19 protein-coding genes are annotated in these 19947 nt (G+C 53.2%); 12 read left to right on the top strand and 7 right to left on the bottom strand.

The window, feature by feature from the left end; translation table 11 throughout:
- The first annotated feature begins 101 nt into the window (after positions 1–101).
- The 4 genes from CFLAV_RS24455 to CFLAV_RS24440 all read left to right on the top strand — a co-directional run bounded on the left by CFLAV_RS24455 (position 102) and on the right by CFLAV_RS24440 (position 4511).
- On the top strand, positions 102–353 hold the full coding sequence (locus tag CFLAV_RS24455) for a hypothetical protein (RefSeq protein ID WP_007417547.1): 252 nt from the start codon (positions 102–104) through the stop codon (positions 351–353).
- A 99-nt stretch (positions 354–452) separates the two neighbouring features.
- Positions 453–1004: a phage protein Gp27 family protein gene (locus tag CFLAV_RS24450; protein ID WP_007417546.1), complete on the top strand. Its 552-nt coding sequence runs from the start codon at positions 453–455 to the stop codon at positions 1002–1004.
- A 314-nt stretch (positions 1005–1318) separates the two neighbouring features.
- Positions 1319–3157, top strand: coding sequence for a translational GTPase TypA (gene typA, locus CFLAV_RS24445; protein WP_040550033.1), 1839 nt, complete (start codon positions 1319–1321; stop codon positions 3155–3157).
- Between the two features lie 193 nt (positions 3158–3350).
- On the top strand, positions 3351–4511 hold the full coding sequence (locus CFLAV_RS24440) for a sensor histidine kinase (protein WP_007417544.1): 1161 nt from the start codon (positions 3351–3353) through the stop codon (positions 4509–4511).
- 86 nt (positions 4512–4597) lie between these two features.
- Here CFLAV_RS24440 and CFLAV_RS24435 read toward each other — a convergent pair whose 3' ends face one another.
- Complete coding sequence (locus CFLAV_RS24435) at positions 4598–5875, bottom strand: formylglycine-generating enzyme family protein (RefSeq protein ID WP_007417543.1); 1278 nt, start codon at positions 5873–5875, stop codon at positions 4598–4600.
- A gap of 65 nt (positions 5876–5940) precedes the next feature.
- Between CFLAV_RS24435 and CFLAV_RS24430 the strand changes: the two genes are divergently transcribed.
- Positions 5941–6378 carry a response regulator gene (locus tag CFLAV_RS24430; RefSeq protein ID WP_007417542.1) on the top strand — a complete coding sequence of 146 codons (438 nt, stop codon included), beginning with the start codon at positions 5941–5943 and terminating at the stop codon, positions 6376–6378.
- Positions 6379–6427: 49 nt separating this feature from the next.
- Here CFLAV_RS24430 and CFLAV_RS24425 read toward each other — a convergent pair whose 3' ends face one another.
- Positions 6428–6703: a hypothetical protein gene (locus CFLAV_RS24425; protein WP_237712453.1), complete on the bottom strand. Its 276-nt coding sequence runs from the start codon at positions 6701–6703 to the stop codon at positions 6428–6430.
- 100 nt (positions 6704–6803) lie between these two features.
- Here CFLAV_RS24425 and CFLAV_RS35735 point away from each other — a divergent pair, with 100 nt between their 5' ends.
- A complete protein-coding gene (locus CFLAV_RS35735) occupies positions 6804–6965 on the top strand; it encodes a hypothetical protein (RefSeq protein ID WP_007417540.1) in 162 nt (53 codons plus the stop codon).
- 5 nt (positions 6966–6970) lie between these two features.
- Here CFLAV_RS35735 and CFLAV_RS24420 read toward each other — a convergent pair whose 3' ends face one another.
- Both CFLAV_RS24420 and CFLAV_RS24415 read right to left on the bottom strand, forming a co-directional pair.
- Positions 6971–7240 carry a hypothetical protein gene (locus tag CFLAV_RS24420; protein WP_040550005.1) on the bottom strand — a complete coding sequence of 90 codons (270 nt, stop codon included), beginning with the start codon at positions 7238–7240 and terminating at the stop codon, positions 6971–6973.
- A 104-nt stretch (positions 7241–7344) separates the two neighbouring features.
- Positions 7345–7821 carry a MarR family winged helix-turn-helix transcriptional regulator gene (locus CFLAV_RS24415; RefSeq protein WP_007417538.1) on the bottom strand — a complete coding sequence of 159 codons (477 nt, stop codon included), beginning with the start codon at positions 7819–7821 and terminating at the stop codon, positions 7345–7347.
- 129 nt (positions 7822–7950) lie between these two features.
- Here CFLAV_RS24415 and CFLAV_RS24410 point away from each other — a divergent pair, with 129 nt between their 5' ends.
- Both CFLAV_RS24410 and CFLAV_RS24405 read left to right on the top strand, forming a co-directional pair.
- Positions 7951–8661 carry a hypothetical protein gene (locus tag CFLAV_RS24410; protein WP_063816462.1) on the top strand — a complete coding sequence of 237 codons (711 nt, stop codon included), beginning with the start codon at positions 7951–7953 and terminating at the stop codon, positions 8659–8661.
- Positions 8658–8891, top strand: coding sequence for a hypothetical protein (locus tag CFLAV_RS24405; protein ID WP_007417536.1), 234 nt, complete (start codon positions 8658–8660; stop codon positions 8889–8891). The genes CFLAV_RS24410 and CFLAV_RS24405 overlap by 4 nt, the downstream gene beginning before the upstream one ends.
- Before the next feature lie 253 nt (positions 8892–9144).
- Here CFLAV_RS24405 and CFLAV_RS24400 read toward each other — a convergent pair whose 3' ends face one another.
- Positions 9145–9402: a hypothetical protein gene (locus CFLAV_RS24400; protein WP_007417535.1), complete on the bottom strand. Its 258-nt coding sequence runs from the start codon at positions 9400–9402 to the stop codon at positions 9145–9147.
- A gap of 403 nt (positions 9403–9805) precedes the next feature.
- Between CFLAV_RS24400 and CFLAV_RS24395 the strand changes: the two genes are divergently transcribed.
- The 3 genes from CFLAV_RS24395 (at position 9806) to CFLAV_RS24385 (ending at position 15761) form a co-directional block, all read left to right on the top strand.
- Positions 9806–11455 carry a DUF8189 domain-containing protein gene (locus tag CFLAV_RS24395; protein ID WP_007417534.1) on the top strand — a complete coding sequence of 550 codons (1650 nt, stop codon included), beginning with the start codon at positions 9806–9808 and terminating at the stop codon, positions 11453–11455.
- A gap of 478 nt (positions 11456–11933) precedes the next feature.
- Entirely contained in the window at positions 11934–12482 is a 549-nt protein-coding gene (locus CFLAV_RS24390) for a DUF1697 domain-containing protein (RefSeq protein ID WP_007417533.1), read from the top strand.
- Between the two features lie 219 nt (positions 12483–12701).
- Positions 12702–15761: a PVC-type heme-binding CxxCH protein gene (locus tag CFLAV_RS24385; protein ID WP_160164652.1), complete on the top strand. Its 3060-nt coding sequence runs from the start codon at positions 12702–12704 to the stop codon at positions 15759–15761.
- 55 nt (positions 15762–15816) lie between these two features.
- Here the strand turns inward: CFLAV_RS24385 and CFLAV_RS24380 are convergent, their stop codons facing one another.
- Together CFLAV_RS24380 and CFLAV_RS24375 are read right to left on the bottom strand one after the other, a co-directional pair.
- The gene (locus CFLAV_RS24380) at positions 15817–19089 is read right to left on the bottom strand and encodes a DUF2339 domain-containing protein (RefSeq protein ID WP_007417531.1); all 3273 of its coding nucleotides are present in this window, start codon (positions 19087–19089) and stop codon (positions 15817–15819) included.
- Between the two features lie 25 nt (positions 19090–19114).
- Positions 19115–19297: a hypothetical protein gene (locus CFLAV_RS24375; protein WP_007417530.1), complete on the bottom strand. Its 183-nt coding sequence runs from the start codon at positions 19295–19297 to the stop codon at positions 19115–19117.
- A gap of 140 nt (positions 19298–19437) precedes the next feature.
- On the opposite strand from CFLAV_RS24375, the gene nusB reads away from it, so the two are divergent.
- Positions 19438–19938 (top strand): transcription antitermination factor NusB, encoded by a 501-nt coding sequence (gene nusB, locus CFLAV_RS24370; RefSeq protein WP_040550024.1) that lies wholly within the window; start codon positions 19438–19440, stop codon positions 19936–19938.
- Positions 19939–19947: the final 9 nt, after the last annotated feature.

The following is a 19947-nucleotide window of genomic DNA, read 5'->3' as shown; positions in this document are numbered from 1 at the left end:
ACGGTGGATAACGCCTGATAACGCTGGATAACGGTTAATTTTTTTTGGAGAAGTAACGGTTAGCTGATCCAACCAAGAACCAAACAAATAAGGAGTGTGTTATGAGTGAGCGTCGAAATGGAAAGATTGCGCGGTTGCCGAATGAGGTGAGGGAAAAGGTAAATCAAATGCTGGAGGATGGGGTGACGTATCCCAAGATTGTGGAGCATCTGGCGGGGCTGGGGCACAAGGATGTTTCGGAGATGGCGGCCATGGGAATTTCGAATGGCGATTTTCGAGTTTCGAATGGGATGCTCGGACGGTGGAACATGGAATGCCGAATGGCGAATTTCAAATGCCAAATGAAGAGTTAAGTCGGTATTGGTCGGTATCGGACGCCAAAGGTCGGTATTAGTCGGTGAAAAAAATTTTCAGTCGTTAACAAACTAAAAACCAAATGAAGGAACTGTTTTATGAACGAGCGTCGAAAAGGAAAAATTGCACGGTTGCCCAAGGAATTGCGCGAGGAAGTGAACCAGATGCTGGAGGATGGTGTTACTTATCCCAAAATCGTGGAGCATCTCAGCAGCCAGGGGCACAAAGACATTCAGGAGAAGAATATTTCACGGTGGTATCAGGGTGGATTTCAGGATTGGTTGAAGGACCAGAAGCAGATGGAGGTGATGAAGGTGGAGGCGGAGTTTGCACAATCAGTGATGGCGCAGAATCCGGAGTGTCCGGTGCAGGAGGCGGGGATCAAGATACTTGGTACGCAGTTGTTCGGGATGTTGTCGAAGTTTGATTTGGCCAGAGTGCGGGCGGAGATGGAAGAAGGTGATCCGAAGACGTACATGGAGTTGTTGAAGGCGTTTGTGTTGGTGAATCGGCGGTCGCTGGAGTTGGAGAAGTTTAAGGCGAAAGTGGAGAAGCAACGGGAAACGTTGGAGCAGGAGTTGAGTCGTGGGGAGGGAGGGATTCGGCCGGAGACGTTGAGGAGGATTGAGAAGGAACTCAGGCTGCTTTGAACCACGAAAAGCAAGATGGCCACGAAAAGGCACAAGAAGCACAAATCAGAATGGGTGAAGAGGAATGTCCAAGTTCAAATGACTAAGGTTCAATTTGGGGATGGGTGCGCTTCATGTCGTATTGTAAGCCATTCATGGTCATCGTGATGCGAGTTGGAATGGAAAATCTGAAAATGAGTTTAGATATTGAGGCAGAGGCTTTCGAAGAGGGTTAAGCTGACGTAGGTTGGGTAAGGGTTTTTTATATGGAGCCGAAGCTTGACCTTTTAGATTCGTCTGGCACATTAGCCGACTTGATTTCGACGGAAGATTTTATGGAACATATTCGTAATATTGCAATCATCGCGCACGTTGACCATGGCAAGACCACATTGGTTGACTGCTTGTTGAAGCAATCTGGGACGTTCCGCGCCAACCAGGCGACGGAAGAACGCATGATGGATTCGATGGATTTGGAACGGGAAAAGGGTATTACCATCCGCGCCAAGAACGCCGCCTTCAAATATAAGGATTACCACGTGAATATCGTGGACACTCCGGGACACGCTGACTTCGGCGGTGAAGTGGAGCGTATCATGAACATGATTGACGGGGTGTTGCTGGTGGTGGATGCCGCGGAAGGTCCGCAGGCGCAGACGCGCTTCGTGTTGCGCAAGGCGCTGGAAGCCGGTGCGAAGCCGATCGTGGTCATCAATAAGATTGACCGCGACAATGCAGCGCCGCACAAGGTTTTGGACCAGGTGTTTGAATTGTTCATGGCGTTGCACGCCACGGATGAGCAGTTGGATTTCCCGGTGATTTACGCCAGTGCGAAGCAAGGTTTCGCCAAGGTGGAGATGAACCACGAGAGCACGACGATGGAGCCGCTGTTTGATGCGGTGATCAAGCACATCCCGCCGCCACGCGCGCATGCGGGTGAAGAGTTCAAGATGTTGGTGGCCAACCTGGATTACTCGGATTATCTCGGACGTATCGCTTTCGGCAAGATTGTCAGCGGCAAGGTGAAATTGGCTGATCCGATCGTTTGTATTCATGGCGACGGGCGCAAGAGCAAGTCGAAGACCACGGCGATTTTCCATTTCGAAGGAATGAAGCGAATCGAGATCCAGGAAGCGCATGCCGGCGACATTATCGGCATCACTGGATTCGAAGACGTGTTTATTGGTGAAACGATTACGGATATTGAAGATCGTCAACCGCTGCCGTTCGTGCCGATTGATCCGCCGACGATTCAGATGCAGTTCGCGGTGAATGACGGGCCATTGGCTGGCCAGGAAGGCAAGCTGGTTACGGCACGTCACATCCGGGAACGTTTGATCAAGGAAACCCGTACGAACGTGGCGTTGCGCGTTGCTGATACGGACATGACGAGCATTTTTGAAGTGAGCGGTCGTGGCGAAATGCAGATTGCAATTCTCGTCGAGCAGATGCGCCGTGAAGGTTACGAAGTGCTGGTGTCGCGTCCTGAAGTGATTTATCGCCGGGACAAGGAAGGCAATTTGCAGGAGCCGATTGAAAAGTTGTTCCTGGAAGTTCCGAAAGACGCCATGGGTTCGATCATGGAAAATCTGGCGAATCGTCGTGGTGAAATCACGAACATGAATCATATTGGCGATACCGTCAGCATTGAGGCGTTTATCCCGACGCGTGGATTGATTGGATTCGAAACCGACCTGGTGAACCAGACTCGCGGCATGGGTGTGATGAGTCATTTGTTCCATGAATACGGTGCTGATCGCGGTGATATTGCCGCGCGCAAGAACGGTTCACTTGTGAGCATGGAAGATGGTGAAGCGACGACGTATGCGTTGAACATGGTGCAGGAACGTGGTCGTTTGATGGTGGAGCCGGGCGACAAGATTTATACGGGCATGATCGTGGGTGAAAATGCGCGTGAAAATGATATTCCTGTGAATCCGTGCAAGGCGAAGCGTTTGACGAACATGCGTTCGCAAGGTGACGGCAAGGGTATTGCACTCGATGCGCCGTTGAAGTTGAGCCTGGAACGCGCTTTGGAATACATCAGTTCTGATGAATATGTGGAAGCGACTCCGAAGAGCCTGCGTCTGCGCAAGAAGGAATTGGATGAGACCAAACGCAAGCGTACGAGCCAGAGCCGTGTTGTCAAAGTGATGGAAGAACCCGTCGCTTAAGCCTGACGAGTTTTATTTTCAGACTGCCGCGTATTCGAAGGAGTGCGCGGCAGTTTTGCTGTGGCGCATTCACATTCGACGGCGATTTTTATAAGTTGAAAATTGTGTGGTGCTGATAATTTGATCGCGTCAGCCCAGGGGAGCAAGACGGATGGAGGTTGCCAGAGCTTGGCCGAGCTATTATGGTGACTAAATGCAAGAGGATGCTGAGCAAAAGTCCCATCCAGTCAGCGAGTCAGCGTATCGCCTCCTGGTTGAGGAGATAAAAGATTATGCCATTTTCCTGCTGGATACCAAGGGAATCATCAGTTCCTGGAATCAGGGTGCCATGCGCATCAAGGGATATCAGCCTGCCGAAATCATTGGTAAACATTTCTCAATATTTTTCCCCCCGGAAGACGTGGCGGATGACAAACCGTCCAAGGAGTTGAAAGCCGCCATCCAGGAAGGCCGTTATGAGGCTGAGGGGTGGCGTTTGCGCAAAGACGGCTCAAGATTCTGGGCGAGCGTAGTGATTACTGCATTGAGGGACAAGGATGGCCAGTTGGCCGGATTTGCCAAGGTTACCCGTGATCTTACCGCGAAAAAAATGGAAGAGGAAGCCCTCCGAAGTAAGACACGTGAACTGGAATCGTTCGCTCATACGGTTTCTCACGATTTGCGAGCACCTTTGCGTTCAATCGGCCGGTTCAGCGACCTGCTGGCGGCAGAATGTGGATCGAAACTGAACGAGGAGGAAAAGCATTTCCTTGGCCGCATCCGCCAGTCTGTCGAATCCATGGAAGTATTGCTCAAGGGCATCCTGGAATATAGCCGGGTCGGTTTTTCCGCCGCTGAGTTGAGGAGCCTGTCGTTGGAGGACTGTCTTAAGGATGTATGTGCGATGAACGAAAGCGAGATTCAGAATTCCTCGGCTGGAGTCGAAATTGTCACGCCCATGCCGCATGTTCTGGCCAATAGAACACTGTTAGTACAGATTTTTTCCAACCTGATTGGCAATGCGCTCAAGTACGTGTCGGAAGGGAGAAAACCAGAGATAAAGGTTTGGGCCAAATTACACGGTCAACAGGTCACGATTTTTGTAAAGGACAATGGCACCGGGATTCAGGAGCAGGATTTTGCCCGTATTTTTAATTTATTCGAACGCCTTGCAACCGGTCCTTCGAACATCGCCGGAACAGGAGTTGGATTGGCAATCGTGAAGAAGGCGGCGGAGAGGATGGGAGGCACGATTGAAGTGGCATGCTCAACGATTAACGAAGGCAGCATATTTCGAGTTTCACTGCCAGCCGCCGACTCTGGGCCCAGAATGTTCGTGGGCACGACCAGCAGTCAGCTTGAGAATCAACAGTGATTTGCGATCGAGGCGACCAGGTTGGGTGGAACAGTCCCGCAGAGTGCAGACTTTCCTTGAGATGGAAATCGAGTGATTACGTGCATTCAATGATTATTTGAAGCACTTTCCTTTTTCGTGGCATCTGATTGTTTCACGCAACGAAAGCCAAGGTGGTTGCTCGCGGTGGTGACTTCGCCCTTGCCCCGTGTGCCGACCATGTAGCGGGTGCAGTACTGATCGGTGCAAAGGAATGAGCCGCCCTTGTGCACGCGCTTTTTCTCCGTGGGCTCGGCAGGGTCGAATGGAGTGTCCGGTCCCTGTGGATTGCGCGCGACAGTGCCGGTGGCCGCAAGTTGCGTGTAATAGTCTGCCCGATACCAGTCGCTGCACCATTGCCAGACGTTGCCTGCCATGTCGTAAAGGCCGTAATCGTTGGGTGGAAACTGTGCGACCGGGGCGATGCCAGCGAAGCCATCTGCACCAGTGTCTTTGGTTGGGAACGTGCCCTCGTAAATGTTAGCCATCCACTTGCCGCCGGGTTTCAAGTCATTGCCCCAGGCGTACGTTTTTCCAGCGGAACCGCCTCGTGCGGCGAATTCGAATTCGGCTTCGGTTGGCAGGCGTTTGCCGGCCCACTTCGCGTAAGCCACTGCATCGGGGTACGCGATCTGCACCACGGGGTATTTCTCCCTGCCTTTGAGGTCGGTGTCGGGTCCTTCCGGATGACGCCAGTTCGCGCCTTTCTGGTAGCGCCACCATTGGAACATGCTGTTGAGCGGCACCGGACCCGGCGTTGGGGTGAAGACTGTGGACCCGGCAACGAGGTTTTCGGGCGGTGCGGTGGGGAACTCTTCCTTCGTTGGCGCGCGCTCGGCAATGGTAATGTAGCCGGTGGCTTTGACGAACTTCTCCCACTGCTCGTTGGTCACGTCGGTTTTGTCCATCCAGAAGCCATCCACATAAACGCGATGAATGGGGCGTGCGTCGCTCATTGGCTCGTGTCCACCGCAGATGGTGTCGGTGGTCGGGTCTTCGCTGCCCATGGAAAACTCGCCGCCGGGAATCCAAACCATTCCTTCGGGGGCAGGGCCGGCAGGCTTTGCAGTGTTGGTAACGGTCGGGGCAAAAGCAGAGGTTTGTTTTGGGTTGGGTGCTGTGGTGTCGACGGCCTGGGAAGGCTGGATTGAAACCGCTGCGAGCGAGGTTACAAGGACGAAGGAGAGATAATTCATAGCTTCATTGATAATGCAGGCGTCTCGCCTCCTTGAGAGCAGCGAGCCTTGATGTTCGTGATCCGTGAGTATAGTTGTGTCGCCGGACGGTTCAATCAGGTAATGACCCCAAAAAAATCCCTCCTGCCATTCTGAGATTTCTTTTAGCATGCAGAAAATTTGTAAGTCATAAATATGGCTGTGGCGCAAAAGGAACTGGTTGCGAAGGAGATTGAGTGTTGGTAATTTACGAGCGCGTGTTACCAGTAATACTTTTGGCTGAAGACAATGAAGACGATGTGTTTTTCTTCAATCGTTCACTCAATCGCATTGGCGTCACGAATCCAGTGCAGGTGGTTTATAACGGTGAGGATGCGCTGGCTTACCTGAAGGGGACTGGGATTTACGCGGATCGGACAAAATATCCGCTGCCATCCTTATGCGTGTTCGACATCAAGATGCCGCGATTGACCGGCCTGGAAGTATTGCAACGGCTCAGGGAGGACCCGGCTTTTAATGATTTGGCGGTAATCGTTTGGTCGACCTCAACGTATTCAAAGGAACAGGAACTGGCGAATCAATTGGGAGCGAAAGCTTATCTCGTAAAGCCGACTGTGCCGGGAGAGTTGGATGCGACATTCCAGAGCATCATCCAGCAGTGGCTGCCGGAGTAGGTTGAGCAATTGTTGCCAGATATGACCGACCTGGCGGCTGACTTTAAAATCAGTTTGCAGAAAGCTCAGGCTGCTGCATTTCCTGCTGCTTCATGGCGAACTGGTAAAATTCCAGCGCTTTCATATACCAGTGCATGGCATCGTCTGCTTTGTCTTCCCACTGGCCTTTGAAGGAAAAATCTATTTGAGGCACAGTTCCGCGAATAGTTATTTCCACTTTGAAGCGTGGTGTTCCAAGATGCGAAACAAAGATTTGCCTCCGTGGAGTTATTTCCAACTGCCAGCCAGCATTGATTTGAACCATACGTGGTCCTATTGATGGCATGATTTAAAAAGTAGTAAATGCATAATCGATGAAAGAGGCACGGGGTAATCACCCCATATGCAGTTGAGCCCGGTTCCGGGTTGCGAAACGGATATGCGAAATGCCAAAATTAATTTTCGTTGTCGAATTGGAAACTGTGGGAGTGATCAGTGGTGACAAGGAAAACTATCTCAAAGGCAAGGGGATTTCATGGAGTAAAAACCCGAATAAAAAAACCAGTCTCGTTGCAGAGACTGGTTTGGTTATTGTAATTGGCCAATGAGCCGCTCAGTTTGCAGGAAATAACCCATAGAACGTCACCCGATTTTTTCTTTCACGTTCGTCAGTGATGACACTTTCAATAATCATCCCGGCTTCTGCCCCCTCCTGCATGAAGTAAGCCTGCCGTCCATTGCCAAATTTTTCCTTCGAAAGGATCACAAACCTGGCAGCGTCAGGACCTTTGTGCGGGACGTCCACCACTTCAGAGCAGGTTGATTGGATGGTGGCGTCATTATAACGAATGGTTACCGCCTCGCCTTTAATTGGCTTTTTCATAACTTTCATTGTCTCAGGCCTGCTATGACAAAGCAAACTATTGATTGGGGAAGGGGAAGTGAATGTTGAGGACTGATTGGGATTATTTCAGATTCTTGAGACGATCACAATTTTCGGTAGCCGGGATGGACGCCGGGGGTGAGGTGGTGGTGGGCGGCGAGTTTTGATAGGAGGGCGGCGAGGGTTTCGCGTTCGGAGGCGTTTAGGGCGGCGCAGAAGGCGTCCTGGTGTTCGCGGGCGATGCGACCAATGTTTTGCAGGGTTTCTTTTCCGCGCGCCGTAAGGTGGAGCATGTGAGTTCGCCGATCTTCGGCGCTGGCTTTTCTTTCGATGAGGCCGGCTTTTTCCAGTTCATCCAGCACCAAGACAAGGCGGCTGGGGAACATTCCCATCAGTTTTGCAAGTTCCCGCTGGCTCAGTCCGTTTTCGGCATTGATGGCGCGCAGGATGCCAGCGTGAGCGGGATCAAGCTTCAGCGTTTCGAGGCGCTCGGCGAATTGAAATGCCGCATGCGCGCCGACCTGAGTGAGGAGGAAGGCAACACCACTTTTTTGATTTTCTGATGAACGAGCGCTTGACATGGTAACAATAATGAATGATTAATGTGATTAACTATTAATAGTATAAACGTATTTGATAAATCGTTCAACTCCGAAGGCAGCGTTGCCTCCGGAATGGATCAGTACACCATACAGCATTCACCTATTCTTATGAATAAATCCGCTGAGATTGTTTCACGTCAGGCCGGGCATCCCAGTCCGCCGCTGGGCATAGTGGCCATTGTCTTCGCCGTCCTGTTTAACGCCGGGCTTTATCAGGTCATTACTTTTAGTGGCAAGGCGCATTTTCCCGGGCCGTGGGAATCGGCTGATACCATCACAGGTTACTTTCAAGCGCATGCCTCGGAGGTCCTGGTCTGCGCCTTCCTGCAATTCGGAGCGGCGATAGCCCTTGGCATCTATACTGCAACGGTGGTGAGCCGATTACAATATCTGGGTGTGAGGGCAGCGGGCGCTTCCATCGCGCTCTTTGGGGGATTGATGACGGTCTTCAGCATGGCGACGGCATCGCTGGTTCTTTGGGTAATGGCGTATCCGGGCATTGCGCACGACGTGGCGGTGCTGCGGGCTTTGTACTATTTTTCATTTGCCCTGGGTGGGCCGGGTTTCTCGGTGCCATTGGGTCTGCTCATAGCGGGTGTGTGTGTTCCGGCAGCCTTTATGAGGTTGTTGCCAAAATGGCTGGTGATATTTGGTCTCGCGCTGGCGGTAATCGGCGAGTTGAGCTGGCTTGATCTGATCACACCGAAAGCGCTCCTGCTGATTCCCTTGACCCGGTTTCCGGGATTCATTTGGCTGATTGCAGCCGGATTCTTATTGCCGAAAGCCATCAAACACGCCACCACACCGGTCCGGTCATGAGTCCCACGCGCGAACGTAATGTGATTCGGATGCTGCACCTGGTATTGAGCATACCGATCGTTGGATTCATTTATGGACCCGCCGCGACTATTCCGCGTGCCGCGTGGTTTACCCGTTTTATTGCGGTGCCGGTGGTTGTAATCAGCGGTATTTGGTTATGGCAGAAGCCGAGGGTGAAGCGGTGGATTCGGGGGCTGCGGGCGGGCTCAGGTGCTGATAGGACCAATTGATTAAGAGTCAACTGCTTTGCCAATTGATAAATTAAGGAGCGCCTACATTTTTTGGTCCTTCGGTTCGAGTTGTTGAAGGAGGCAGGCGATTTGGGGCCGAAGGAGAAAATGATTTGGAGTTGTCCTGGGGTAGCACCTAAACTACAGGTGCTACCCCAGGCTGCTACGCTCGCACGCTTTCAGTGTGCCGGAAGTTGAGATTCGATGCGGGAATTTGAGTGCCAGGTGGGAATGGTGGTGTCAGCTGAGATTGTTATCTCTTGTGGCTTTGCGTGTGTAACAGGTCCTGGATGGCGGGCCAGCTGCCCAGTAATACCAGCGCCACGGCTGCCGCGATGAAGACCAGCATCCATGCGAGGATGGCGCGGTAATAGTTTTTGCGGGATTCGTTTTCGCCGGTGAAGGCCCAGACAAAAATCATGATCCAGCCGATCACCGGTATGGCGGTGATGAGCATCATGAACATCCAGGAGCCAACGGAGACGTAATTACTGTCGCTACCCTTTTTCATATTTTTGTGTAGTTGTAGCGACTGGGTGGGAATTATTCAATTGTGGGGAAGGAGATACTTGCGCTGCTTCATCTTTGCCGGTTTGCCAAAAAATCCATAGGGCGCATCTTGACACCGTTCTTAGAAAGAAAACCACTGTTCGGAAAGTGAGGCATTTTGATCAACTTTTCTAAGATTAAGAACAGTGATGAGATGCACCCAAATCTATACTTTTTGCCAGTTTGTCATTGTCTGCGAACGCCATTTTATGATTGGCTCACGCAACATCTACGCGAAGCCATGGTTTTACTTTTACTGGTGTTCCTGGTCAGTCAATGATTCAAGGACAAATGGAAAACCAAGATCGCATGGTGCCTCCCAAAACTACTAACAAAACCATAACAAAGAAGAAGAAAACAACCGCATGAAAAAAACCATCAGACCATCAACCCTGCAACGGACGGCGCTGGCCGCCGCCTCGTTGTTGCTGACCATGGGAGCCGGGAGCGCGTGGGCGCGGCCACTCGGCGTGGACGTTTCCAACAACAACGGTTCAATCAACTGGACGACCATCAAAAACGGCGGCATCTCGTTCGCCTGGGCCAAGGCCAATGAGGGGACAACCTTCACGGACGGATTTTACAGCAGCAACATCAGCAACGGCAAGGCCGCCGGGGTTGTCATGGGTGCTTATGATTTTGCCCGCCCCGCTGCGAACTCGCCCACGGCGGAGGCCAATTACTTCTGGAACATCGTGAAAAACACGGTTGCGGCCGATGGCAAGACCCTCATGCCGGCGCTCGATTTTGAGGATTTTTCCGGCCATGCCGGCGCCAGCAGCTTCTCCGACTGGGCCAACCAGTGGTGTAATTCCATCAAGAGCAAAGCTGCCGCAAATGGAGTTTCGATCACACCTGTAATCTATACGACCACCGGTGAAGCCTGTAGCTTTGACGGCAGCGTGGCGCAGTGGGGCGCCTGGATTGCCCAACCCGACAATGGGAATCCGCAGACCGGCAACGCCTGGGAGGATGGCGGCTGCCAACCTTGGGGATCGGGCGCCTGGGATGTGTGGCAATACCACTGGCCCAGCAGTGCGGGCAACACCCTTGCCTTCATGGATCGCGACGTCTTCAATGGCAGTTCGATCACGCCGCTGATCGCGACGTCCACCAGCGAGGGATTCGACGTTACGCTCAAACCGTCTTCGATCGTCTATCCCGGCGGACAGGAGGAGGTTTTTGCCGCCAACAGCACTGATGGCAACACGTGGCATGCCTGGAACTCCGGCCCGGGAACAGGTTGGACTGCGGGTTATTTTGATGCCTGGAGCATGGAAAGCGCTGTGGTGCCGGTTTTTCACAGTGGCTTCATGGAGATTTTTGCGGTTGGCTCGGGCGGGTATGTGAACCACAATTACAATAGCGGAGCGGGAACCTCGTGGAATGGCTGGAGCAGCATACTGGCGGGTTCGTTCACCGGCAATCCGGGAGCCGTCGCGCGGCCAAGTGGATACATGAAGGTTGAAGTCCATGGCAGTGATGGAACCATAACGGATATTTATCAAAACGGTGCCGGCCAGCCTTGGGGGTATCAAAGCCTGGGTGGCGGTATTGCCAGCGACCCTACGATAATAATCAATACCAACGGCTATGTGCAGGTATTTGCCACGGACACCAGCGGATATCTGGTGAACCGGTGGGATACCGGTCAAGGCACGTCATGGAACAGCGGTGGTTGGACCCGGATCGGCAGCGGAAGCTGCTCGGGGAGACCGTGCGCCGTTGTGAGGCCTGATGGTGGCGTGGAAGTGTTTGTGCGCAATACAAACAAATCCATAAACCACTATTACCACGGGAGTTTTGCGGCTAGTTGGGGTTCAGACAATCTGGGCACGGCAGGCTCCGGATTTGCCTCAAATGCCGCTGGGATGGCATCTGCGAACGGTGCCGTGGAAATCTTTGTGACCGACTCCAATAACAATCTGTATCACAAGTGGAACACCGGCACGGGAACGGCTTGGGGCAACTGGAATTTGTTGGTACAAGGTGCCACCAGCGATCTGCGTCACTGACACAGCGGCATCGGAACTCTTTATCGCGGGGCCCACAGTATGCAGATTTGGCACATGTCGCGTTCTGGTACCACTTGGGGCAGCGCTGTGTCATTGGGCGGCCCCCAATAAGCCCAACTTGAACTGCAACTGCGGCGGTTTTTGTTAAATACCCGCGCAAGCTTTCGGGAATCCCGGGGCTTGCGCGGCAGCTTTGGCGGAACCTTCAGGAGGATCAACACCGGCCAAAACACAATGCGACGCGCGCACGGAGTGACACGGCCTTGGCTGGTAGCTGGTGCGCGGTTCATTATCGCAGGTCGCGTGCGCGGATGGGCTCGATGGATATTGGCTAGGTCACCGACGAGGATTGAGTTCGGGGTCTTTCCAGACGGGCACCAGCCTCACTCCACCCGTTATTGGATTGCTGGCGCGTTGTTCATTATCGCAAGTCGCCTTTGACTTGTGAAATGAGCTGGGGGGATTAAAATTTCCGACGATGAAAAAGACGATGATTCGGTATGTGGCGTTGTTGCGGGGGATTAATGTGGGTGGTCACAAGCCGGTGAAGATGGAGGGGTTGAAGAAATCGTTTGAGGCGGTGGGGTTCGAGAAGGTGAAAACGGTGCTGGCGAGCGGGAATGTTTTGTTTGAATCGGTGGAGAGTGATGAGGGTGTGCTGGTCAGCAAGATTGGAGCGCATTTGAAAAAGGATTTGGGGCATGAGGTGGGCGTGTTGGTGCGGTCGATGGAGGAGATCCAAAGTTTGGTGGAACGGAATCCGTTTAAGAAAATCCAGGTGACACCAGAGACGCGGTTGTACGTGACGTTTTTGTCGCAGAAGGTAAAGAGCAAGCTGAAGATTCCGTATGAAACGCCGGAGAAGGATTTTCGGATTTTGAGTGCATCGGAGCGGGAGGTGTGCAGTGTGCTGGTGCTTTCGCCGGAACGGCAGACGACGGAATTGATGAATATCGTGGAGAAGGAGTTTGGGAAGCAGGTGACGACGCGGAATTGGAATACCGTGCTCCGGATTTCAAAAGGTTAGCGGAGCGGTGTAATTTTTCATCAGAGTTTTCAGTAAACCGGCCGGTCGTCAGTGGTCAGGGGTTCGTTGTTGAAGGTGTTTTTTTCAATTTTATGAGGATAAAGGCGGTTTGGTATGTGAAATAAAGCATGGGATTGAAGGGGCTTGGGGGATGGGGTGAGGAATGGAGAGTTTTTCCGGCTTTCCCAAGTGGCTATGTATGATGCATGTTACAGCAGGATGAAGCACCTTTTCTGTTTGGTGGTTTTTTTATTCGTGGGGAAGCTGTTGGCCGCGGAGTCGCCCAGCACCAATTCTCTTTCCAACACTAATATTCCCGTTGCCGCAACAAATGAGGTGAACAGCACCAATGCACCTCCCGGCACGAATCAGCCTATGGCGGTGACGAATGCAGTGAAAAGCACCAACCCTCCTGTGCGGGAGGCAAAGCCACAACCGGAGTTGGCAAAGCTATTCCGGGTAAAGCCAGGTTTCCGGGTGGAGATGGTGGCTGATGAGACGATGGTGGCATCTCCGATCGCGATGGCGTTAGATGAATCCGGGCGATTGTTTGTGGTGGAATCGAGCGAGGATCCGAGGTTGGGCGGCAACCAGAAGGGGTTGGTGCGGGTGCTGGAGGATTCGGATGGGGACGGAGTGTTCAAGACGAGCCGAGTTTTTGCGGATGACCTGGATCGCCCGGCATCGATTATTTGTTATTCCGGCGGAGTATTCGTCGGCACGGCGGGCCAGATTATTTTTTTGAAGGATACCAAGGGAGAAGGAGTGGCCGATGCGCGGCGGGTGGTTTACAAGGGGTTTAACGCCGGCACGAACCGCTTGAGCAATGCGGTGCTGTTCAATGGCTTTGGGTGGGGTTTGGACAATCGGATTCATTGCACCACTGAAGGACAGGGAGGCGACATCGTTTCCGGAACACCGCCAAACACGCAGTCGATTGTGTTGAAGGAGGGAAATTTTTCCTTTGACCCCAGAACGTCGCAATTATTCGTGGAGAATGGTTCATCCCAATTGGGCATTTGCTTTGACAACCGTGGGCGGCGGTTTGTTTCCTACGCCACGGCACCGATGTTGCTGCTGATGTATGAGGAGAAGTTTGCGTTAAGAAATCCCTACTACGAAATGCCGGGACCGATCCTGGATGTGGCTGGCGGTGGGACGGCGGATTGGCTCTATGCGATCCAAAGTGCAAGAGCAGCGAGTGTGCCGACCAGGCCGGGGTTCAGGCGCAGTTTGCCTGCGAGGACGTTGCGAGGTGGAACTGAGCGCGGGATCGCACACTTTACGAGTGCGGGAGGGACGACGATTTATCGAGGCAATCTTTATGGCGACCCATACGTGGGCGATGCATTTATGGCGGATGCAGCAGGGGCTGTCGTGCATCATGAAAAGTTGGTGGAGGAAGGAGTGGAGATGGTGGCCGGGCGGCTGGCGGATGAGGCAGGGACTGAATTTCTGTCAGGCAAGCCGGGTTTGTTCCGGCCAAGGCAAGTGATAGCTGGTCCTGATGGGGCCATTTACATTGCAGACATGGGAGCAGAATTTTCCGGTGCGTCGGACAAGGCTGGCGCGACGCCTGGCCTCGCGACCGTGAAAGGGCATGGGCATATCTACCGAATTGTGCCGGTGAGTTTCAAACAACCCAAATCAGCGGACCTCGCCAAGGCCGGTGGCACGAATCTGGTGGCAGCGTTGATGTCACCGAACGGGTGGTATCGTGACACCGCTGCGCGACTGCTTTATGAACGACAGGATAAGAAGGCGATTGCCCCACTGGCGCAGACAATATATTCCCCGGTGGTTCCGCCGCTGGGCAGGATGTCTGCGCTGCATGTGCTCGACGGCATGAATTTATTGGTGGAAATGCATGTGCTGAAGAGCCTGGAGGATGCGGATGACCGGGTGCGGGAACATGCCGTAATGCTGGCGTATAAATTTGTGCCGCCAGACGGCTCGGCTTCACCGGTCATGTGGACGCAGTTGACCAAGCTGGGGAATGATCCTTCGCCATTGGTGCGTTATCAGCTTGCCTTCGCCCTGGGTCCGATCCGGAATAATGGCCGGAATCAACTACTGGTGAATCTGCTCAAGGCGGATTTAGGCAGCAAATGGATGCAGGCAGCGGTGATGACTTCGCTGACGCAGGATGCGGTGGAGGTGTTTGGGCTGGTGATAAATGATCCGGCATTTCGGAATAACCCTGGCGGACGAGACTTTTTGCGACTGATGTTCAGGATGTTGGCGGCCAGGAACGAAGCGGCGGAAGTGAGGCAGGTCATCGAGTTGCTGCGCAATCTGCCTGAACCGGAAAACTTTGCCTTGCTGAGGGAGTTTGGCGATGAATTGCGGTGTTCCAGAAACTCGCTGTTGGCAGCAGATGCAAACGTGGGAGCATTACTTGCACGTGCCAGAGTGGTGGCTTTGGATGCTACCATGGCAGAAAATCGGCGAGTGCAAGCCATCTTGTTTTTGCAGGAGGGAACCGCGGCGCAGTCAGAAGCAGCGTTGATAGATCGATTGGACTTGCTGGAAGTGGCGCAGGTGCAATCGGCAGCCTTGATTACGCTGGCGCGTTTTTCGAGTTTGCGGATTGGGCAGACAATTGTGCAGCGGTGGCCGTTGTTCAGGCCTTACGCGCATAAGGATGCGATTGTGGCCTTATTGAGCCGGCCGGAGTGGACGCAGCTTTTGCTTTCGGCGATTGAAAATCGCAGCATTGCAGCCTCTGAACTCTCCTCAACGGAAGCGCTGTTTCTGCTCGGGCATCCTGACCAGAACATACGTGGCCGGGCAGAGAGATTATTCGTACTGCCAGATCGTGCTCAACGCCAGCAAGTGGCAGCTGAAATCCTGCCCGTGGCGCAGTTGGTTGGCAATGCCCTGCAAGGTCAGGTCATCTTTTTGGATCGCTGTGCCACGTGCCACAGGCTGGGCCGTGATGGAAACCAGGGAGGGATGGACCTGGCCGAAGCTGCAAGTTGGCCAAAGGAGAGGCTGGTGACAAAGATCGTGAATCCAAACCTGGATGTAAACAAGCAGGGAATGCTTCAATTCGTGCCTTTGTTGGATGGGGAAATGTTGACAGGTTTCACCATGCATCAAGATGCCCGGAGCATCACGCTTTGCCAGGAGAATGGAGTCAACCGGCTGCTGCCGAGGTTTAATATTCAGGCCATACAGGAGCTGGGAGTCTCGGCCATGCCTGATGGATTGGAAGGGGGTTTGAATCGTCAACAAATCGCGGACTTGATACAGTACTTGGTGGTGGCTCCGCGATGATATTGTATTGATTAGGCTGCGGAGTAAATTGGCATCAAGGCTGGAAGGATTGTTTTCAAAGCCATTCCTTGATTTTTTCCTGATACTTATTGTAAAGGAATCCGAGCACCAACAGAACAATGCCGAGAGCCAGGAAGCTTAGGATGCGGTAGATGGGTTCCAGTCTCCAAACATCGAAGAAGGAGACGCGTCCCAGCGCACAGGCGAGAACGCTCAGGCCAAGCCAACGATAAACTCGTTCGCGCACAGCCATCCCGGCGATGAACAGGACCAGGGCATAACCTGACCACGCGGCGGTGAGGTAGAAGCCATCCGCCGAAAGCAGAACCCAGCGTGAGAAGTAGAGCCAAAGACTCAGAGCGCCAAGGATCATGGCCCCGGCATGCAATTCAGAGGATACAGGATAGTTTTTCTCGAATGCCTTGGCGATGCGTTGTTGGATGGGGACGAGCAGCAGGGCGAGCAGAGTGGGAAGATAGATGGACGATCCCTCCAGCGGGATGAGGAATCGGATTATTCCGGTGAGAGTAAACACACTGCTGTAAATCAGCAGTTCGCGGTTGCGACGCCAGCCAGCCAACGAGAACAGCAGGAATCCGATGAGCATCAGGAACCAGCATTGTTCACGTGCGGGAATATACTTGTGCGTCCACCAAAGCGACATCAGCACCGCCAAGGCGCGATAGATCATTGAAAGCTGGAGCACCGGTGTGGAAATGATTGGGTTTACCCCGGGCTTCTGACTCAGCCATTGTAATGTGAAGAGAGCAAAAAAGCAGAGCGTCGCGATCGGGGCGAGCGCCAAATACCATGAGGGCTCGGAGTTGGCCAGTTGCCCGGCGAATTGCCAGACGCTGGCCACGAGAAAAATCTGGCCGGTGGCGACCAGCAACCAGGAGCGTGTAAACAGTCCATAAAATGAAACCACGATGGCGAGGAGGCTGGTCAACGCGAGCCAGTTATTACTGTTGAAATGAGGTTGCAACCAGAAGTAAAGAAGGCCCACCGCGGCCAACGCATAGATTCCTTGCAGGAAGAGCGTGAGTTCCTTTTTGAAGTTGAGTTGTTGCTGACGTTGCCACCAGTGACTGAGACCCAGAGTAATAACCACGATCAGGGCGGGGTTCCACCAAGGCGTAAAATGGGGCGTCGATAAGGACTCCAAGATCCAGCACACCTGACCAAAGACCAGAAAGACCTGTCCGAACAGTGTGAGTTCGGGCAGCCGAAGCACGTAATAAAGAATGGTGAAAAGCAATGCCTCAACTGCCAGGGACAAAGGAAAATATTCCTGAGTGGTGAATGCGGCAGTGGCAGCCAACCAGCCCAGGAGTCCTCCCGCCGTGAAGGCGGCCCGGAGAGGATTAAACAATTGCTTTGGCCCGGCAGGAGCAGCGAATCGTTGTTGGGCGAGGGCGTTTCCCAGCATCAACGCTCCCACGATGATTCCCTGCCAGAGACCCTGGCGCGATGCGAATTGGACGGTGATGAATTGCTCAATGAGCGTATGCAACTCCCAGACGATGCCCAGGCCGGCGAATACCGGAACGGCAAGGCTGAACACGCGGTTGCCGAGCGGACGGGCGGCGAGCAGCAGGACAGTGCTTTCCGCGGCGAGGAGAACCCCGCGCCATTCCGGCGTGGAATTTTGCCAGGATGTCACCAGCCAAATTGCAAGTGATAGGATCGTGAAGAAGGCCGTGGGCGTATGGGTGTGACTGGTTTCGAAAGTGGTTTGTTTTCTGAACCAGGTGGCATTGAAGAGCAGCAAGGCGCCAACGGCTGAACCGATGACCGCGCCGTGGTGGTCCATAGGATGCATGGTGGTAACTGCCCAACCGACGGAGAGGGCGGCGCAAATGTAAGAACCAATTTGCAATATCTGGTTGCGAAGTTGCTGGCCCAGCACCACCAGAGCGACGCTTTCAACTGCCAGTATGAGGCTGAGTTGCAGCCCGGTAAACTTGGTGATGAATCCGAGCGTTAACAGGAGCAAACCCTGAGTGAGATAGGTGTTGCGGAGAATCTTGTCGGAAGCGAACAGGCGCTGAGCGAGAATGGCCATGCAGGTCAGAACTGTTCCATACAAAAGTGAAAACTTCCAAAAACCACCTTGCCGGACCTGGAACATGGTTAGAATAAAGGCACAGAAAAAGGCTCCGTTATTTAAACTGACGAAGGAGGCACGCTTGGTGCCGGAGAATTGGGCGTGTCTGGAAAGGAAAACGGCCACGGTAAAGATTACCCAGTAGCAGATGAGAAAGTAGTTGCCGGTCCATAGTCCTTCCGCAGGCGAAGCCCATTGCCAATGACCGTCCTGGTAAAATCGCCAGAATCCATAGCTGACGTAGGAGGCGGCGAGGCTGGTGAAAGAGAGTGTGGCCCAGCGATTGCGGACGAAAAAGAAGACGGCAGCGGCAGCTAAAATCAGATTTGAATACAGCGTAAATAATCCAACATTGGTAATCACGGAGGTGTAATAGGCGAGCAAAACGGCGAACAAAGCCAGGACCTCGGATTTTTTGCGATCCGCGAGCCAGATGATGAATCCCGCCCACCCGAGGAGCAGGGTGCCGTCGAGCAGTGCGCTACCAATGACACGCAGGTTGGGAATGTGGTAAGCGGCGTAAGTGGTGAAATATACTGCAGCCAGGCCACCCGCCAGAAGCACCTGGGAATAATTTTTAAGTTTTTCCTGCTTGCGAGGAAGCCACGCGCCAGTACCCAGAAGCGCAGCGCTGGCCAGGTAGAGAAGGCCGACTTTGCCCGCAGGGCCAAGTCTCGGGATAAAGTTTTGGTAAGCGTAGGTGCCGAAAAAGGCGAGCGCGGTCAACACCATGACAATGCCGATGCGAACCAGCCAGAAAGTGCCCAGCTTCATCTCAAAAGAGGCTTTTTCTTTGCCTTTTGGTGCTGCCTGCGGTTGAACTGGTTTAGAAGGTGGTATATGGCCTGTTTCTGGACGGGGACGACTTTCGAGTAGAGTGGCGATGGGATTAGCGGTAACCGATGGTATGACCGGCTCGGGTGCGGGAGAAGTCGATGCCGTTTTGGAAGCCGTCTCAAATGATTTGATGACCGGAGGAGGAATTACTGGAATCTCCACTAGCCTGGCTACGGGTGCGGTTGGAACTGGAGGCGGCACAACTTCTGCACGTGGAATTACCGGTTGGACTGGTTCAACCGGTTTGGGTGGCGGAACAGGAGGGGAAGCGGCAAGTTGCCGCTCAAAGGAGTCTAAATCACGTCGAAGCCTCTCCACCTGAAGCTCCAAAGAGGCTTGCAAGTGCTTGAGTTGTTCCAGTTTTAAACGATCCGATTCGGTCATAGGGGGAGGCTGGAGAACAGTTAGCTTAATATTGCACCGGGATGGAAGAGAATTCCAGCGGTGATTGGAGGGATTGGACGGCGTGAACCGGGGCCCTGGTCACACTCCAGAGCAACCAACCCTCCGACCCAATCGTGAGCAGGAGTGCCAAAAAGGTGATTCGCGAGGCCACTTTGTAGCGTAAACGTGAATTCTGGTTTACTTTCATGCTGTTACTGTGGCTTTTTTGAGGGTGCAGCGTTAATCGAAAAAATATTCATGGAACATTGAATAAAGTGATGCCCGGCCCGAATGGCGGGTCTGAAGATTTTCATTTCTCAACAGGATTTTATTCGTCATCATAGAGTTATGGGTAAGCGACGTGAAGCGCGGGAACGCGCAGTGCAATTTTTATTTCAGCATGATTTGAATCCTCCGGAAAAACTGGAGGAGGCGCTGAACCATTTTTGGGATTCGCAACGACCGGCGGCCCTGGCGGAAGACAAAGGCGGGGCGACGTGGGGGCAGAAGGTTGAATTGCCGGCGCCAACTGCGGAGGAGGCGGCGGTGCGCATATTTGCCGATCCACTGATTCGTGGAGCACTGGAACATCGGGATGAGGCCGATGCCCAGATCAAAAAGTATGCCGAGAACTGGGACCTGCATCGTATTGCCGCGGTGGACCGGAATATTTTGCGCCTGGCCATCTTTGAAATGTTGCATCGGGAGGATATCCCGCCGGTGGTCAGCATCAACGAGGCGGTGGATATCGCCAAGAAATTTTCAACCTACGAGAGCGGCAAATTCGTGAATGGAATTTTGGACAAAATAAAAGGGGAACTGATGCGCCCGGCACGAATAGTAAAATAACCAGGATTT

It is taken from the genome of Pedosphaera parvula Ellin514 (assembly GCF_000172555.1).
In the GTDB taxonomy this organism is placed as follows: Bacteria; Verrucomicrobiota; Verrucomicrobiia; order Limisphaerales; family Pedosphaeraceae; genus Pedosphaera.
The sequence above is the reverse complement of the archived record's forward strand: the minus strand, read 5'-3'. Positions and strand labels throughout refer to the sequence as shown.

Coding starts and splice junctions, on each gene's coding strand:
- CFLAV_RS24405 (WP_007417536.1), top strand. CDS start 8,658: ATGAGTCCCACGCGCGAACGTAATGTGATTCGGATGCTGCACCTGGTA.
- typA (WP_040550033.1), top strand. CDS start 1,319: ATGGAACATATTCGTAATATTGCAATCATCGCGCACGTTGACCATGGC.
- nusB (WP_040550024.1), top strand. CDS start 19,438: ATGGGTAAGCGACGTGAAGCGCGGGAACGCGCAGTGCAATTTTTATTT.
- CFLAV_RS24420 (WP_040550005.1), bottom strand. CDS start 7,240: ATGAAAAAGCCAATTAAAGGCGAGGCGGTAACCATTCGTTATAATGAC.
- CFLAV_RS24380 (WP_007417531.1), bottom strand. CDS start 19,089: ATGACCGAATCGGATCGTTTAAAACTGGAACAACTCAAGCACTTGCAA.
- CFLAV_RS24435 (WP_007417543.1), bottom strand. CDS start 5,875: ATGCTAAAAGAAATCTCAGAATGGCAGGAGGGATTTTTTTGGGGTCAT.
- CFLAV_RS24390 (WP_007417533.1), top strand. CDS start 11,934: ATGAAAAAGACGATGATTCGGTATGTGGCGTTGTTGCGGGGGATTAAT.
- CFLAV_RS24450 (WP_007417546.1), top strand. CDS start 453: ATGAACGAGCGTCGAAAAGGAAAAATTGCACGGTTGCCCAAGGAATTG.
- CFLAV_RS24415 (WP_007417538.1), bottom strand. CDS start 7,821: ATGTCAAGCGCTCGTTCATCAGAAAATCAAAAAAGTGGTGTTGCCTTC.
- CFLAV_RS24440 (WP_007417544.1), top strand. CDS start 3,351: ATGCAAGAGGATGCTGAGCAAAAGTCCCATCCAGTCAGCGAGTCAGCG.
- CFLAV_RS35735 (WP_007417540.1), top strand. CDS start 6,804: ATGCCAAAATTAATTTTCGTTGTCGAATTGGAAACTGTGGGAGTGATC.
- CFLAV_RS24395 (WP_007417534.1), top strand. CDS start 9,806: ATGAAAAAAACCATCAGACCATCAACCCTGCAACGGACGGCGCTGGCC.
- CFLAV_RS24400 (WP_007417535.1), bottom strand. CDS start 9,402: ATGAAAAAGGGTAGCGACAGTAATTACGTCTCCGTTGGCTCCTGGATG.
- CFLAV_RS24375 (WP_007417530.1), bottom strand. CDS start 19,297: ATGAAAGTAAACCAGAATTCACGTTTACGCTACAAAGTGGCCTCGCGA.
- CFLAV_RS24425 (WP_237712453.1), bottom strand. CDS start 6,703: ATGCCATCAATAGGACCACGTATGGTTCAAATCAATGCTGGCTGGCAG.
- CFLAV_RS24385 (WP_160164652.1), top strand. CDS start 12,702: ATGAAGCACCTTTTCTGTTTGGTGGTTTTTTTATTCGTGGGGAAGCTG.
- CFLAV_RS24455 (WP_007417547.1), top strand. CDS start 102: ATGAGTGAGCGTCGAAATGGAAAGATTGCGCGGTTGCCGAATGAGGTG.
- CFLAV_RS24410 (WP_063816462.1), top strand. CDS start 7,951: ATGAATAAATCCGCTGAGATTGTTTCACGTCAGGCCGGGCATCCCAGT.